Genomic DNA, 14,540 nt, shown 5'->3' on the forward strand with positions numbered 1-14,540 from the left:
AACGGGTAAACATTTCCGGATTCTTACACAGCCACTGGATCGGTCAACCGATCCTTAACTGATCGGCATTACAACTTCGGTTGCCGTTTTTGTGTTTGCAAGTAAAGAGACGTATGGGCATATCAGAAAAAGGACTCTTTGGAGTCCTTTTTTATGCTACTGCTCTTTCATTCCATGAGTCTTTGAACATTATGTTCCCATCACAGTAAATCCATTCTATAGATTCATAACGAATTTCAATTTCTTCCATATGCTTACTTGCAACGCCCATTGGAAATAAAATGGGGGAAATCCTTGTAATTTTTACATTCTCCATCTTTATATTAAAGTATTCTACTTCTATTCCTGCTTCATTAATTCTGTACATTTTTATTAAAGCAGTTTTAAGTGTTCTACCCTGACATACCGCCCTGAATAAATAGGGAGTGAGGCGATCTATCTCTTTTTCAAATGTAATTGGAACATGTAGGCGCGTACCAGTAAGTTTTCCAGTGTTATAATCTGTAGGGATCCATACAGAATGATTGAACGATTTAAGTTCTGTCGAACCCAATCGTGTAGGCATTAAGCACTCCCCCATTATAGGTGAGTTATTTTCATCGGTAAGCCACATATATGCTGGTATAGACATTTATTTTTTTCCTTTATAAAAAAGTACTAATGAAAATATAGTCACTACTATAGAGACGATAATTATAAATGAAACCTTGTTATTATTTACTAGAGCCGAAACGAAAATGGAGATCATTATAATAAAAAAAATAATCCCCCAACCTATAAGATCATTAATGCAATCATCTTTAATACTGGTAAATAAACGCTTAACACAACGCCAAAGAAATTCATTTATCAAATTAAACATTATCACATCATTCTCTTTAATGCTTGGGTAATTTCCTCATTCGAGGCTAAGCTAATATTCAGATATCCTGCTTTCAGGATAATCGGTTCGATCAAGAAATACAGCATTTCTAATCCCTCTCTATATAAAGCATTATAAAATAATGGACAAAAATATTTTAGATTATTTGCACTTTCAGCAGCATGTTGAACAATGCCATAAATATTTGCGCCTCCCACCACCCATCCGACTCTGCTACCAATTTTTTTCATTAATGCATCTTGAACTACTAAACTCATCTTATTCCCGTAGCATATATAAGATGTCACAGTATATATTAAACCATTTTTTGAAATGTATTTTATAGAGTAGTGTGTTGTAAAGGGTGTTAATTTCTCAAGGATTGATTTTTTTTCTACTTCACTCTTATTTTTTAGAAGTGTTTCAATGTATATTTTTATCATCCGGAATATAACATCCCGATGCTTTATAAGTTCATACAGAGAAAACAAAAATCTTTTATCCTCAGATATTAGTTTATTACACACATCTTGATAATTGTCTGTAAGACAAGAAGTATAATAAAGTAATCGTGTTACGCCATCCTCCAGACCATTTAAATAATCTACGACCCCCTCTTTAACTCCAGCTAACGCTTTATCTAATCGCACTGCTAGCTCTTTATCGGTTCCAATTTTCCTAATGATCTCTTCGCTGTAATACATAATATATTCCTTTAGTTTAATGCGTTTATCTTCTTATACGAAAACATTTGATCAAGTGATCATGCTCTCACTTTTGTTAAATAGGGAAAAGGATTACTCTTTATCATCTTGATGGATGAATGGACTTAAATAATTAATGTGGTGAATATAAAACTGGATTATCAGTTGTTTATTATTTTGATTGGCTTATTTTCCGATTTCAAAGTGCGTCCGGAGAAGTAATCACGCATTCCAACCCGTCCTGCACCTCTCTCACTTAAATTACATTATTATTTGTTCTTTTTGGACGTCCTTTGTTGTAGGAGAGGGGGGAGAGCATGTGGCTGCAGAGGAATTTTGCGAGGCGCTTTCCAGTTTCTTTCGAAGTCAGTTGCTGGATAAATCCACAGTAATAAAATAGCGGCGCACCTGCAAAATCAGGTGCCGGGATTGGCGTCCTGATTACACACGAGAAATGATGTTGATACGTCAACTATCATCAGGTTCGTTCACACTTTTGAAAGCTAGCGATATAATCCGCAGACTCAATTATGGTGGGCTGAACCGGGGCTTCTTTTGAAGCGCCGATTTTCCCGTGTGGGTCGGTACGCCAAACCGGTTCAGTCTGCCACCTGAGTTGGCGTTCGGGTGGAGATAACACCATTTCACACGGAGTCATGAACAAATGGAACATAACAATTTTTCTCAGTTTTACAGCGAACTCTCCCTAAACCCCGATCTCCCCACCCTGGCTGAGCGCTGCGAACTGCTCACCGAAATCCTGCTCGACTGCAAATCACTCCCGCAAACGCAGCCCGTATGCCGTTGCCTCGGGGCATATCTGGAAGAGGTTAAAACCGGCCTCACGGAATCCATGCGTGATTTTCAGATAGTGGAATTTGAAGACGAAGCGGAACAACCACGACAAAAAGAGTGGCTGCTGGAAGATACAGAAACAAAGTGTGATTACTGCCGGGCGTTGAATCATGTGCTGCTGGTGTCGCATTTTGACCGCGATATGCTGCCGCATCTTACAGGACTGCTCCATGACATTACGCATTCTATGGCCGCAGATGTTGTTGCGCCTCAACGTGCAGAAACGGTAGTTAACATTATTTCCTGAATGTAGTTTGTGACGTCTAGGGTAGGCTCCTGACGCCATTGGCTTGACCCTTTTTTTTGATGATAATGTAAGGTATTGATTTATATGATGAGAATTTACGTTTCAGAAAAAAGGGTTTCATGCGCGAAGATTGATTATTTTCTTTTCTAACAATAAGATAGCGTGGTTTCCTTTCAGTTCACTGCCGTACAGGCAGCTTAGAAAAGCCGCCGCCGCGGGTTGTTTGCGCGGGCATTTGTTCACTGCCGTACAGGCAGCTTAGAAAAATTGAAGCCAATAAAACCTGAGCCGCTAAAGTGTTCACTGCCGTACAGGCAGCTTAGAAACATCTGAACGACGGAATTGATGACGCTATTCAGTTCACTGCCGTACAGGCAGCTTAGAAAACGCCGCCAAGTGCCTGTGCTATTCTGGCTGAGTTCACTGCCGTACAGGCAGCTTAGAAACTGGCTGGTTGTCAACTCTTTATGCGGCACGTGTTCACTGCCGTACAGGCAGCTTAGAAAAGCCAGTGCGACCACTGCAATGTAACGTCAGTGTTCACTGCCGTACAGGCAGCTTAGAAATCTGCAATTGCCACAACCACTGCGGCGCAAACGTTCACTGCCGTACAGGCAGCTTAGAAATTTTCAGTTTGTTCTGGCGCGATGCTTAATGGTGTTCACTGCCGTACAGGCAGCTTAGAAATTGGTAAGCTCTCCGGGTCTCGCCCGTCAGGATGTTCACTGCCGTACAGGCAGCTTAGAAAATGATTGCAGCCCCAGCGCCGCCGACCTGCTCGTTCACTGCCGTACAGGCAGCTTAGAAATGGCCGTCATGGTCGCAGTCCGGGGCCATTTTGTTCACTGCCGTACAGGCAGCTTAGAAAGCACGCCCCAGGACTACGCCGCAGCGGTCATAGTTCACTGCCGTACAGGCAGCTTAGAAAGCGGCGATGACAATGTCACCGTGCTCAGCTGTGTTCACTGCCGTACAGGCAGCTTAGAAAATCGTCTGAGGCGACCGCCGCCGAGAAGTCAAGTTCACTGCCGTACAGGCAGCTTAGAAATACCTGGGCTTTTCGCCTCAAAAAGTTATTCCGTTCACTGCCGTGCAGGCGGCTTAGAAAGCTACGTTGCCCCATCGACTTAAAGCAGGACCGTTCACTGCCGTGCAGGCAGCTTAGAAATAACCAGCGCGTAATCGTGTGGGATCCGGTGATGTTCACTGCCGTACAGGCAGCTTAGAAAGCCCCTCTGGGCTTTAATGCCGTGGAAATGGCGTTACTGTCCCACAGACAGTACAAGTAAACCCATCCCTCACAAATATTCACCTCGTCTATTTAAAAACGAAATACCATCATCCACACGCTTTCCATTTTCAGATTAAATAAAAATCCCATTCAGGGGTTAATTATATTTCCGTGTATATATTATTTGTAAAAATAATACTTTTAAAAAATAATGTGTTTTTGTTTAGTTATCACAGAAATTTCCATTCATTTGATATATATCACACTTGTATTTCTCTCATCTCCGATAACATACCCGCATTCAATACCTTGAAATTAAAGCCGTTGCTATGCCTGCAAACAGCGTTACCCCAACAGATTTAAAAACCATCCTGCATTCAAAACGCGCCAACATTTATTACCTGGAGAAATGCCGCATCCAGGTGAATGGTGGGCGTGTTGAATATGTCACTCAGGAAGGAAAAGAGTCGTTTTACTGGAATATTCCCATCGCGAATACCACGGCAGTGATGCTGGGAATGGGAACATCCGTTACGCAAATGGCAATGCGGGAGTTTGCCCGGGCTGGCGTGATGGTAGGTTTCTGTGGAACGGATGGCACGCCGTTGTATTCTGCGAACGAGGTGGACATTGACGTCTCCTGGCTCAGCCCGCAAAGCGAATACCGTCCGACCGCATATTTACAAAACTGGGTCTCATTCTGGTTTGATGAAGAAAAACGTCTGCAGGCAGCAAAGCGTTTTCAATTTATCCGTTTACAGCAAATTGAAAAACAGTGGGAGAGGCTGCGAATACAGCGAGAAACGCCTTTTCAGCCTGATAAGGTCGCGCTGGAGACTATTCTGGAGCGTGCGAAGCAGGGTATGGAAAACGCGAAGGATCACACCTCACTAATGCTCCAGGAAGCGCAGCTCACAAAATCGCTCTACAAACTGACCAGTCAGACGGTGGGCTATGGCAGCTTTACCCGCGCCAAACGCGGTGGTGGGGCGGATATGGCCAACCGTTTTCTCGATCAGGGTAACTATCTGGCCTACGGGCTGGCAGCCGTCGCGGCCTGGGTAACGGGCATTCCCCACGGTCTGGCGGTCATGCATGGTAAAACCCGACGCGGCGGGCTGGTTTTTGATATTGCCGATCTAATCAAAGACGCCCTCGTTATACCGCAGGCGTTTGTTGCGGCTATGGAGGGTGAGGATAGTCAACAGTTTCGTCAGCGCTGCATCAACGCCTTTCAACAGTCTGATGCGCTGGATGTGATGATCACCACGTTGCAGGACACCTCTCAATCGCTGGCGGGAGTGGCACAATGAATGTGCTGATTATCTCTCGGTGTACCAAACGTGCGCGCGAGCAAAGCTGCCAGATTATCGATCAGTTTGCTGAGCGTACCGGTGATGCCGCGTGGCAGACGACGATAACGATGGAAGGCGTTAACACGCTGCGCAAGCTGCTGCGTAAAACGGCACGCCGTAATACCGCTGTGGCCTGCCACTGGCTGAAAAAAAACGGTCAAAGCGAGCTGTTGTGGATAGTCGGGAATTTGCGTCGCTTTAACGCGCAAGGGCGCGTGCCTACGAATCGCACGACGCTGCAAATTATCCGCAACGATGGGGAGCATCGCTGGCAAAGTGCGGAAAGCATCGCCTTGCTGGCGGCGATCGCCGGTCTGTTTCATGATTTTGGCAAAGCGGGGATGTGCTTCCAGCAAACGCTTAAGGGGGAAAGTCAGCACGTTTGCCAGCCGTATCGACATGAGTGGATCTCGGTTCGTCTGTTCGAGGCGTTTGTGGGAGAGCAAACGGATGCGCAGTGGCTGGCATCGTTGACACAGCTTAAAGCCGCTGATGAAAAGTGCATGCTGAAAGTATTGAAGATGGACAGGGTAGAGTGGAGCAATAGCCCACTCGAAAAATTGCCCCCTGTCGCCAGGGTGGTGGCGTGGCTAATACTATCGCACCATCGTTTACCTCAACCGTACCCGGCAAAATCCTCGTTACTGTACAGCGAAGGCTGGCTTGAGCGGCAGCTAAATGCAGACTGGAACGCGCTTAATCATAAATCCAATGAAAAACATCAGTGGAAAGAGCGCGATTTTAAAAATGTCTGGAAATTCCCCCACGGCACACCGCTAAGAAGTCAAACCTGGCGCGAGAAGGCCCGCCAGATTGGTAAACGCATCCGGAACCTGCCCGCGCTGCTTCAGGCGGGATCGCTGGATAATCTTTTTATCCTCCATCTCGCCCGCCTGTCGCTGATGCTGGCCGATCACGTTTACTCCTCGCAACCCGCTTATTCCGGCTGGCAGGATGATGCCGTCCCGTGCTGGGCCAACAGCGACCGCCAGTCCGGGCTGCTCAGGCAAAAACTGGATGAGCACAATGTCGGTGTCGCCCATCAGGCGCTGTTGATGGGACGTTCTCTTCCAGCGTTGCGTCGTTCATTGCCCGCCATCGCCCGGCATAAAACGTTTCGGGAGAGGGCGAAAGATCCGCGTTTTCACTGGCAAAACAAGGCGTGGGACGTGGCGTCTTCTCTGCGCGAGAAGAGTGCCGGGCAGGGCTTCTTCGGCGTCAATATGGCCTCGACCGGATGCGGGAAAACCTTTGCTAATGCCCGGATTATGTATGCTCTTTCGGATGAGCAGGAGGGGTGCCGCTTCAGCGTGGCGCTGGGGTTACGCACGCTGACGCTGCAAACGGGGCAGGCTCTGCAGTCGCGCCTGGGGCTGGATGGCGACACGCTGGCCGTCGTTACCGGTGCTGCGGCAGTGAAGGAACTGTATCAGGGCAACGATGCTGAAGACACCAGCAGCGCCAGCGACGAAACGTTTTTCGCCAGCCACCATTACGTGCATTACGAAGGAGCGACCAGTAGCGGCATCGCGCAGCAGTGGCTGGCGAAAGAACCGGCGCTCAATCGCCTGGTCAGTGCCCCGGTGCTGGTGACAACTATCGATCACCTGATGCCGGCAACGGAAGGCGTACGAGGCGGCAGACAGATCCCCGCCATGCTGCGCCTGATGACCAGCGATCTGGTGCTTGATGAACCTGACGATTTTGACGTTGATGATTTGCACGCCCTGTGTCGGCTGGTGAACTGGGCGGGAATGCTCGGTTCTCGCGTGCTACTTTCCTCTGCAACGCTCCCCCCCGCGTTAACGGAAGCGCTGTTTGAAGCCTATAGGGAAGGGCGCAGAGCCTGGCAGGCCGCGTGCGGTCAGTCGGACAGACCGATGAGTATCTGCTGCGCCTGGTTTGATGAGTATGGCGCGCAGTCGCAGGATTTGGCCGACGATGCTCAATTTCGTCAGGCGCATGGCGATTTTGTCAGGCAGCGGATTAAACGTCTGCCAGACCAGCCCCGGCTTCGCCTGGGTAAACTGGCCGCCGTGGAGGCGCACGCTTCCCGGAATGCTGATGTTGTCTCTGCGCTGGCGCAGACGCTGCACCAGCAAATGTTCGCGCTGCACTGTGATCACCGTAGCACCCATAAAAGCGGCAAAACCGTGTCGTTTGGTCTGGTTCGGATGGCGAACATCAACCCGCTGGTTGCCGTCGCGCAGGCGCTGATGGCATTACCTTCTCCGGACAATTACCGCATTCATTATTGCGTGTACCACAGCCAGCACCCGCTGGCTGTGCGTGCGGCGATTGAAAAACGGCTCGACGCCGCGTTCATGCGGCACGAACCGGAGCGGGTCTGGCAGTTGCCTGACGTTAAGCAGGCGTTGATGTCACCGGAACAGCATCATCTCTTTGTCGTGCTTGGCACATCCGTTCTCGAAGTCGGGCGCGATTTTGATGCCGACTGGGGGATTATCGAGCCGAGCTCGATGCGTTCACTTATTCAGTTTGCGGGCCGTATTCAGCGCCATCGTCAGATCGTGCCTGAGAGTGAAAATCTGGTGATTCTGAAACGCAATGTGCGTGCGCTTCGCGGAGAAGAGATCGCCTACTGTCGGCCCGGTTTTGAAACCGAGCATCATCTGCTGCCTCACCACGATCTCCATGAACTGCTCAGCGAAGAGGGCTATCGCACTCTGAATGCGATCCCGCGCATCGTGGAAAACCTGCCCGGCAATGCGCTGGCGGCGCTGGAACATGCCCGTTTGCGCGCCGCGCTGTTGGACGGCGGCGATAAATCAGATGCTGTAGCCGCATCGTGGTGGCGACTGCCGCTGACGTGGAACGGTGAGTTGCAGCGGCGAACGCCGTTTCGCCACGCTTCACCGCAGGACACTTTCTTTTTGAGTATGGAAGAGGAAGGCGATGAACCTGAGTTTTGCCTGATGCAGGAGAACGGGGTGTTAAAACCTGCGGGACGGTTTTGCGAGAAGTCCTTATCGATGGCCGAGGGTGTAGAGCCGTGGATGGCGATTGATTATGGCGAGATATTACAGGCGCTGGCCGAGGCAAGACAGATGGAGCTGGCCGCGGTATCGCGACGGTATGGCGAAATCACATTGAGAATCAGCAGGGAGAAGGAGACAGAGCAATGGCTGTATCACCCAGTGTTGGGTGTGTTCAGGGAATATCGATAAGGAGCCAGGAGCGAGTATGTCAGTTGAAGCACTAAGCGCTTTCATCGCTGAGTATATTGCCGGACGACGGCAAACAAAGCTGGAAGCATTTGATAAAGAGGCCGCGAAGCGTAGCGATACAGATAGCGCAACGCTTGCGGCAGAACGTCGGGAACTGGAGCTTCGCTATGAACCGAAAGCCTGGCTGACGGATGCCGCGAAGCGAGCCGGACAAATTAACCTCGTGACCCATGCGGCGAAATTTACCCACGGGGATTCAAAAAGTAGCAGTATTTACAGCGAGGCAGTGGCGCAGGAAGGGTATCTCAGCACCGCTGCGTTGTCAGGTCTGGAACCGGATGCCGTGGGAAACGCCGCGGCGCTGGACGTCGCGAAATTGCTGCAAACACGGGTTGACGGTGGTGATTCTCTACTGGCAAGCCTGAAACGCGGAGATCGCGCTGCGCTGGCCGCTTTTACCGATGACGCAAACCAACTGGATGAATGGATTGCGGGATTTTCCCGTGCCTTAACGCCCGGCGAACCCGCTTCGCACAAATTGGCTAAGCAGGGCTATTTCCCGGTAGGCGAAAGTTACCATCTGCTAAGCCCGTTATTTGCCACCTCGCTTGTTCACGCCATGCATCAAAAGATGATTGCCTTCCGTTTTGGCGACGATGTTAAAGCTATCTGGAAAGCACGCCGGGAAAAAACCTGGCATCCCACTCCGCTGACGCTTTTCCCGGATTCAGCGGAAATACACTTTGGTGGCACCAAACCACAAAACATTTCCTATCTCAACAGTGTCCGCAGCGGGCGTAGCTGGCTGCTTTCCTGTCAGCCGCCGCAGTGGAAAAAAGCAGACAAGCCGCCGACGACGTTACGTTCTATTTTCACTTTAGGTGGTCAGTTTGATCGACGTGCAAACAGCACTGTTCACCTGCTTGTGTCTTTATTGGCCAGAGCCGGTGATTACACCAATGTTCGTATTCGCGAAGCGCGTGATGAATACATTGATGCGCTTATCGACCTGCTGTTTGTGGTGGCGTCGGAACTACAGCGTGATACATGGCAAAACTGGACGCTTTCGTGCGAACGATTAGTCACTCATCAACAACTCTGGCTCGATCCCTGGCGCACCAAAACCGATGAGGCTTTTCGTCTCGAGCGGGATAAAGACGACTGGCAGGTAAGCGTCGCGACAGATTTTGCCCTGTGGCTTAACGCGCGCCTGAGCAAGGCATTGAAGGACCTGGGGTATGTGGAACAGCGTGAATGGCAAACCCGTGAACGTTTACGCAGCAACCTGCGTGAGATGGATAAAATTATCCGGGAGGCGCTGAAATGAGTTCACTGATCCTGCTTCGCCGTATCAGCGTCGAAAACGCCAACGCGATTGCTGGCCTGACTTACGGTTTTCCCGCCATTACCCATTTCCTGGGATTTTCCCATGCGCTGTCTCGCCGTCTGACCGAAACGCACGAGCTACGCATTGATGGCTGTGCCGTGATCAGCCACGAGCACCAGATCCACGCGCACACGTCTGGCCGCGATTATCAGTTTGCCCTGACCCGCAATCCGCTTACACGGGACGCGAAAACGGCCTCCTTTAACGAAGAGGGACGCATGCACATGACGGTTTCGCTGCTGCTGGAATGTCACGGGGAAATTCCAAATGGCGAGTACGGTCAGCGCGATCTTGCCGAGCATCTCAGGCAGGTGTGTCCGACGCTCCGACTTGCGGGCGGAATCATCGTCGATATCCAGGACATTTCGGTTATGGCGATGCCTGCCAGCGCTCAGGAGATGGGGCGACTAACGTGGCAACTGATGCCGGGCTTTGCCTTGCGGGATCGCAGTGGCTGGCTGGGCGAGCATCATAAGACACTGCTTGAACATAGCCCGAATGCAACGCTTCTCGACGCCTGGCTGGATTTTGCCGCGCTAAAAATACAGGCAGAAACACCAGAGGATAGCGATATTCAGGAAGGTGAACCGGCCAACTGGCACGTTGTTCCGAAACCCAACCCCGGTTATCTGGTGCCGTTGATGACGGGTTATCAGCGCATCTCTGAACTCTACGCACCGGGCGTCGTGGCAAACGCGCGTGATGCAGAGACGCCCTTTGCGTTTACCGAAACGGTGTATGGCGTGGGCGAGTGGTGCGGTCTGCACCGGATTCGGTCACTGGACGAGATTTTCTGGCGTTATCGGACGACGGAAACGGGCTACTACTGTCAGGGCGCGGGCGCGCCGGTGACATCAAAACTTATTAATTAAAAAGGACTTATCTATGGCAAAGGCTCCAACGGCCGTTAAAACGGCATCCGTACTGGCATTTGAACGTAAGCTGGCAACCTCGGATGCAGTGATGTATTCCGGAAGCTGGCAGGGCAAGCAGTGGCAACCGATCCGTATCCAGGAAAAAGCGGTGCGTGGCACCATCTCTAATCGTCTGAAAAATGCGCTCACCAACGATACGGCAAAACTGGATGCTGAAATCCAGAAAGCGAACCTGCAGCGTGTCGATGTGGCGGCGCTGCCTGCCGATGCAGATACCCTGAAGGTGAAATTTACCCTGCGCGTGCTGGGTAACCTGTCGACGCCTTCTGTGTGTAACGATCGCACCTATCAGGATGAACTTCAGCAGGTTATCGATGGCTATATCACTGAACACGGTTTTACCGAACTGGCGCACCGCTACGCAACTAATCTTGCGAACGGTCGTTTTTTATGGCGCAACCGCGTCGGTGCTGAAAAAATCATCGTGAACGTGACGGGCAGTAAGTCGTGGACGTTTGATGCATACAATTATGCGCTGCGAGATTTTACAGCCAGCGACGAGAGCCTAAACGCACTGGCGCAGGAAATCGAAAAAGGACTTAGCGGTGAAGGTTTTGTGCTGTTGAACGTCGAAGCGCAGGTACTGCTCGGTGCCGGGCAGGAGATCTTCCCGTCGCAGGAGCTGGTCCTGGACAGCAACAGCAGCAAGAGCCGCCTGTTGTATCAGGTAGACAGCGTTGCGGGCATGCACTCGCAGAAAATCGGGAATGCCATTCGAACTATCGATACCTGGCACCCTCAGGTCGATGCGCTGGGCGCTATCGCCGTTGAGCCGTACGGCTCAGTCACCAGTCGCGGCGTGGCTTGTCGTCAGCCGAAGGAAAAAATGGACTTCTACACGCTCCTTGATAACTGGGTGACGAAAGGACTGAAACCCGAGGTTGAGCAGCAGCATTACGTCATGGCTGTGCTAATCCGCGGTGGCGTTTTCGGTGAGAAGGGCGATTAAGGAGTAGCTATGGATCACTATCTTGAGATCCGCGTTCTGCCCGATCCGGAGTTCAGCGAGGAGATGCTGATGGCTGCGCTGGTGGCCAAGCTGCACCGCGCGCTGGGACAACGAGGGCAGGGGGATATAGGGATCAGCTTCCCGGCATATGGCCTTAAGCCTGGCCCCGTCTTACGCGTGCACGGTCATCATCAGGCACTAAGCGAACTTGAAGCATTGTCGTGGCGGAAAGGGTTGAGTGACTACTGCATGTCCTCAGACATCCAGCCCGTGCCTGTCGTCAACCAGTGGCGCTGCGTGAGCCGCGTCCAGGTGAAAAGCAGTGCGCAGAGGCTTATGCGACGCTCAGTGAAAAAAGGATGGTTAACAGAGGAGGAGGCGCAACAACGTCTTCTGACGATGCAGGAAGCGAGGACGGATTTACCCTGGCTTAACCTGCGCAGTCTCTCTACCGGCCAGTCTTTTAAGCTCTTCATTCGCCATGGTGATTTGCTCTCTACGCCTGTCTCCGGGATGTTTACGACCTATGGACTCAGCGCGACGGCGACGGTTCCCTGGTTCTGAGACGCATAACCGCATCCGCGTTCAGGGTGCGGTTTTTTCAGCCAGTCGGGTGTCAAAAATAAAGGGCAACTGTTGAACTGAATTGAGCGCTATGTGGAACCCCGGATGTAAGGGGTTAAGGATGGCGTTGTTTTCATAAGGAATGATGCAGGAAGGTAAGATAAGCGCGAGGGCACTGTTAGCCTGTAACCATCCAGTACCTAGATCCATCGTTGATACCGGCGCCGGATTTTCCTGCCAGTCCTCGGGGAGCCACGCTTTATCCAGGTAATCAATCTGATCATCCGGGATATCAATGCTGAAAAGCTGGTACTGATTCAGTACGGTATCTTTTCTGACATGTACCAAAATTTCCAGTGATGCCAGCGAGATGGAGGTAGAGACATACACGGCTGGATGGCCTTTATGATTCCACCGTCCGCCATACTGATTTGCGCCACTTCCACTCCACGCTTCGCTGGCATAGCGGCCCGTCACCAGACGATAAAAAATCATGCGAACACGCCGTGTTCCAGGCGGCCAATCAAATCGGTGACTTCCAGCGCACCGGTTTCCGTCGCTATTAAGTCGACAGGCGCCACGTACCCCAGTCCGCGCACCGGTGCCTGCAGCCAGGTCCATGCTTCTTCTTTACTGCCAAAATAGTCAACGGCAGCATCCAGCACCCGAACGAAACGAGCCACGCGCTCGCTCTCGTCGGGCGTTAACGTCCGTCCCGCGCTTTTGCGGCGGGCGACGTTACGTTCGTTGATACCTGTGACACGCAAAATGTCCGCTTTCGACATGGACGTCCACTCGTGGATGTTGTCGAGGACACTGACGGGTAATCCCTGATTGAGAAATTCAATCAGCCGCATACCTCGGTTTGCGGGTAAACCCGCGTAACGCCAAAGCGCGTTATCAGCAGGTTTCTGCGCGGGGATCCAGGTTCTCATGTCACCTCCTGAGTAATGTCATTTGTCATAGTTAAGTATAGCCATTTGTCAGGATAGGAGGAATGGGTGTTTTTGTGAGGGTGATAAATGCGAAGAAAGGTGTTTTGACCCTAATTTTTAGCGGTTTTGTAATTTATTGATTTTAAATGAGTTTTCTTGGTGGGTAAAAAAGAGGGTCAGAGAAGATTTTTTAGCTTTTTTTGTATGCAAATCAGAAGGGTGTGGAGATATTATTTCAGTGCACTGCCGTACAGGCAGCTTAGAAAATTTTCCACCACTTCTGGCGCGGCTGTTACAAGTGCACTGCCGTACAGGCAGCTTAGAAATGGGAGGCTTTCGCGTCACGCGCAAAAACGCCCGTGCACTGCCGTACAGGCAGCTTAGAAAGACGATGTGGAAACACTCAGAACAGTAGCCTTGTGCACTGCCGTACAGGCAGCTTAGAAAAAGGAGTTTCATCATCTTTAATCCCGCCACGCGTGCACTGCCGTACAGGCAGCTTAGAAAAAAAATGAAAAAATGTTCAAAACGAGAGACTTGTGCACTGCCGTACAGGCAGCTTAGAAAGTTCAATATCGCGTTCGATATCGCTGACATCGGTGCACTGCCGTACAGGCAGCTTAGAAACTGCCGCGAAAGCTATGGCTGAGAACTTTGATGTGCACTGCCGTACAGGCAGCTTAGAAATATATCTACCACAGCCTGCCGGCCAGCCATCAGTGCACTGCCGTACAGGCAGCTTAGAAAGACAGCAAAAACAGCACAGCGCCGCTCCCGATGTGCACTGCCGTACAGGCAGCTTAGAAAATCAGCCACGCCGGAAACGGCAGCAGCGCGGAGTGCACTGCCGTACAGGCAGCTTAGAAAAGTAGGAGCCTGAAAGTAAATCTCTTTGTTAAGTGCACTGCCGTACAGGCAGCTTAGAAATGACTACATGGCACGAAAAATCATCGGAGAGGGTGCACTGCCGTACAGGCAGCTTAGAAAACTAAACATACGCGGGATACCCTGCTGATACGGTGCACTGCCGTACAGGCAGCTTAGAAACACTTAAACGCCATGAGGGCTTTTTTTGTATCGTGCACTGCCGTACAGGCAGCCTAGAAATGGCTGATGCGGTTGCGGTGGATGGTCAGCCTGTGCACTGCCGTACAGGCAGCTTAGAAAGATAGCCGCCCACATTCCGCCCACGATATCGGGTGCACTACCGTACAGGCAGCTTAGAAATACAGGAGCTGAGAGTGCTAGAACCAGTTTCGGTGCACTGCCGCACACGCAGTTTAGCAAAATAGAAAATAAGGTCTCCCCCTTACTCTCTACACTGTCGA

At 50.9% G+C, this 14,540-nt stretch carries 11 protein-coding genes and 2 CRISPR repeat arrays; of the genes, 7 read left to right on the forward strand and 4 right to left on the reverse strand.

The window, feature by feature from the left end; translation table 11 throughout:
• Positions 1-151 precede the first annotated feature (151 nt).
• Complete coding sequence (locus tag IM299_RS08995; RefSeq protein ID WP_069732560.1) at positions 152-631, reverse strand: type VI secretion system tube protein TssD; 480 nt, start codon at positions 629-631, stop codon at positions 152-154.
• A gap of 233 nt (positions 632-864) precedes the next feature.
• Entirely contained in the window at positions 865-1,566 is a 702-nt protein-coding gene (locus tag IM299_RS09000) for a hypothetical protein (RefSeq protein WP_193357355.1), read from the reverse strand.
• Between the two features lie 664 nt (positions 1,567-2,230).
• Between IM299_RS09000 and IM299_RS09005 the strand changes: the two genes are divergently transcribed.
• From IM299_RS09005 to cas6f, 7 genes are all read left to right on the forward strand, one after another.
• Positions 2,231-2,668 (forward strand): hypothetical protein, encoded by a 438-nt coding sequence (locus IM299_RS09005; protein WP_193357356.1) that lies wholly within the window; start codon positions 2,231-2,233, stop codon positions 2,666-2,668.
• 176 nt (positions 2,669-2,844) lie between these two features.
• Positions 2,845-3,897: a CRISPR direct-repeat array (repeat unit 28 nt; unit sequence GTTCACTGCCGTACAGGCAGCTTAGAAA).
• 331 nt (positions 3,898-4,228) lie between these two features.
• Entirely contained in the window at positions 4,229-5,212 is a 984-nt protein-coding gene (gene cas1f / locus IM299_RS09010) for a type I-F CRISPR-associated endonuclease Cas1f (RefSeq protein WP_193357357.1), read from the forward strand.
• The gene (gene cas3f / locus IM299_RS09015) at positions 5,209-8,442 is read left to right on the forward strand and encodes a type I-F CRISPR-associated helicase Cas3f (protein WP_193357358.1); all 3,234 of its coding nucleotides are present in this window, start codon (positions 5,209-5,211) and stop codon (positions 8,440-8,442) included. The genes cas1f and cas3f overlap by 4 nt, the downstream gene beginning before the upstream one ends.
• 16 nt (positions 8,443-8,458) lie before the next feature.
• On the forward strand, positions 8,459-9,769 hold the full coding sequence (gene csy1, locus IM299_RS09020) for a type I-F CRISPR-associated protein Csy1 (RefSeq protein ID WP_193357359.1): 1,311 nt from the start codon (positions 8,459-8,461) through the stop codon (positions 9,767-9,769).
• On the forward strand, positions 9,766-10,701 hold the full coding sequence (gene csy2, locus IM299_RS09025; protein ID WP_193357360.1) for a type I-F CRISPR-associated protein Csy2: 936 nt from the start codon (positions 9,766-9,768) through the stop codon (positions 10,699-10,701). The genes csy1 and csy2 overlap by 4 nt, the downstream gene beginning before the upstream one ends.
• Positions 10,702-10,714: 13 nt before the next feature.
• The gene (csy3, locus tag IM299_RS09030; RefSeq protein WP_193357361.1) at positions 10,715-11,713 is read left to right on the forward strand and encodes a type I-F CRISPR-associated protein Csy3; all 999 of its coding nucleotides are present in this window, start codon (positions 10,715-10,717) and stop codon (positions 11,711-11,713) included.
• 9 nt (positions 11,714-11,722) lie between these two features.
• The gene (gene cas6f / locus IM299_RS09035; RefSeq protein ID WP_023327015.1) at positions 11,723-12,277 is read left to right on the forward strand and encodes a type I-F CRISPR-associated endoribonuclease Cas6/Csy4; all 555 of its coding nucleotides are present in this window, start codon (positions 11,723-11,725) and stop codon (positions 12,275-12,277) included.
• A gap of 21 nt (positions 12,278-12,298) precedes the next feature.
• On the opposite strand, the gene IM299_RS09040 is transcribed toward cas6f, so the two are convergent.
• Both IM299_RS09040 and IM299_RS09045 read right to left on the reverse strand, forming a co-directional pair.
• The gene (locus IM299_RS09040) at positions 12,299-12,772 is read right to left on the reverse strand and encodes an RES family NAD+ phosphorylase (protein ID WP_193357362.1); all 474 of its coding nucleotides are present in this window, start codon (positions 12,770-12,772) and stop codon (positions 12,299-12,301) included.
• A complete protein-coding gene (locus IM299_RS09045) occupies positions 12,769-13,212 on the reverse strand; it encodes an antitoxin Xre/MbcA/ParS toxin-binding domain-containing protein (protein ID WP_193357363.1) in 444 nt (147 codons plus the stop codon). The genes IM299_RS09040 and IM299_RS09045 overlap by 4 nt, the downstream gene beginning before the upstream one ends.
• A 238-nt stretch (positions 13,213-13,450) precedes the next feature.
• Positions 13,451-14,499: a CRISPR direct-repeat array (repeat unit 28 nt; unit sequence GTGCACTGCCGTACAGGCAGCTTAGAAA).
• Positions 14,500-14,540 lie beyond the last annotated feature (41 nt).

This window comes from Enterobacter cloacae complex sp. P47BA (assembly GCF_014930485.1).
Classification (GTDB): domain Bacteria; phylum Pseudomonadota; class Gammaproteobacteria; order Enterobacterales; family Enterobacteriaceae; genus Enterobacter; species Enterobacter bugandensis.

What these genes read in the sequence shown, in the direction of transcription:
- IM299_RS08995 (WP_069732560.1), bottom strand. Translation starts at nt 631, where the DNA reads ATGTCTATACCAGCATATATGTGGCTTACCGATGAAAATAACTCACCT.
- IM299_RS09000 (WP_193357355.1), bottom strand. Translation starts at nt 1,566, where the DNA reads ATGTATTACAGCGAAGAGATCATTAGGAAAATTGGAACCGATAAAGAG.
- IM299_RS09005 (WP_193357356.1), top strand. Translation starts at nt 2,231, where the DNA reads ATGGAACATAACAATTTTTCTCAGTTTTACAGCGAACTCTCCCTAAAC.
- cas1f (WP_193357357.1), top strand. Translation starts at nt 4,229, where the DNA reads ATGCCTGCAAACAGCGTTACCCCAACAGATTTAAAAACCATCCTGCAT.
- cas3f (WP_193357358.1), top strand. Translation starts at nt 5,209, where the DNA reads ATGAATGTGCTGATTATCTCTCGGTGTACCAAACGTGCGCGCGAGCAA.
- csy1 (WP_193357359.1), top strand. Translation starts at nt 8,459, where the DNA reads ATGTCAGTTGAAGCACTAAGCGCTTTCATCGCTGAGTATATTGCCGGA.
- csy2 (WP_193357360.1), top strand. Translation starts at nt 9,766, where the DNA reads ATGAGTTCACTGATCCTGCTTCGCCGTATCAGCGTCGAAAACGCCAAC.
- csy3 (WP_193357361.1), top strand. Translation starts at nt 10,715, where the DNA reads ATGGCAAAGGCTCCAACGGCCGTTAAAACGGCATCCGTACTGGCATTT.
- cas6f (WP_023327015.1), top strand. Translation starts at nt 11,723, where the DNA reads ATGGATCACTATCTTGAGATCCGCGTTCTGCCCGATCCGGAGTTCAGC.
- IM299_RS09040 (WP_193357362.1), bottom strand. Translation starts at nt 12,772, where the DNA reads ATGATTTTTTATCGTCTGGTGACGGGCCGCTATGCCAGCGAAGCGTGG.
- IM299_RS09045 (WP_193357363.1), bottom strand. Translation starts at nt 13,212, where the DNA reads ATGAGAACCTGGATCCCCGCGCAGAAACCTGCTGATAACGCGCTTTGG.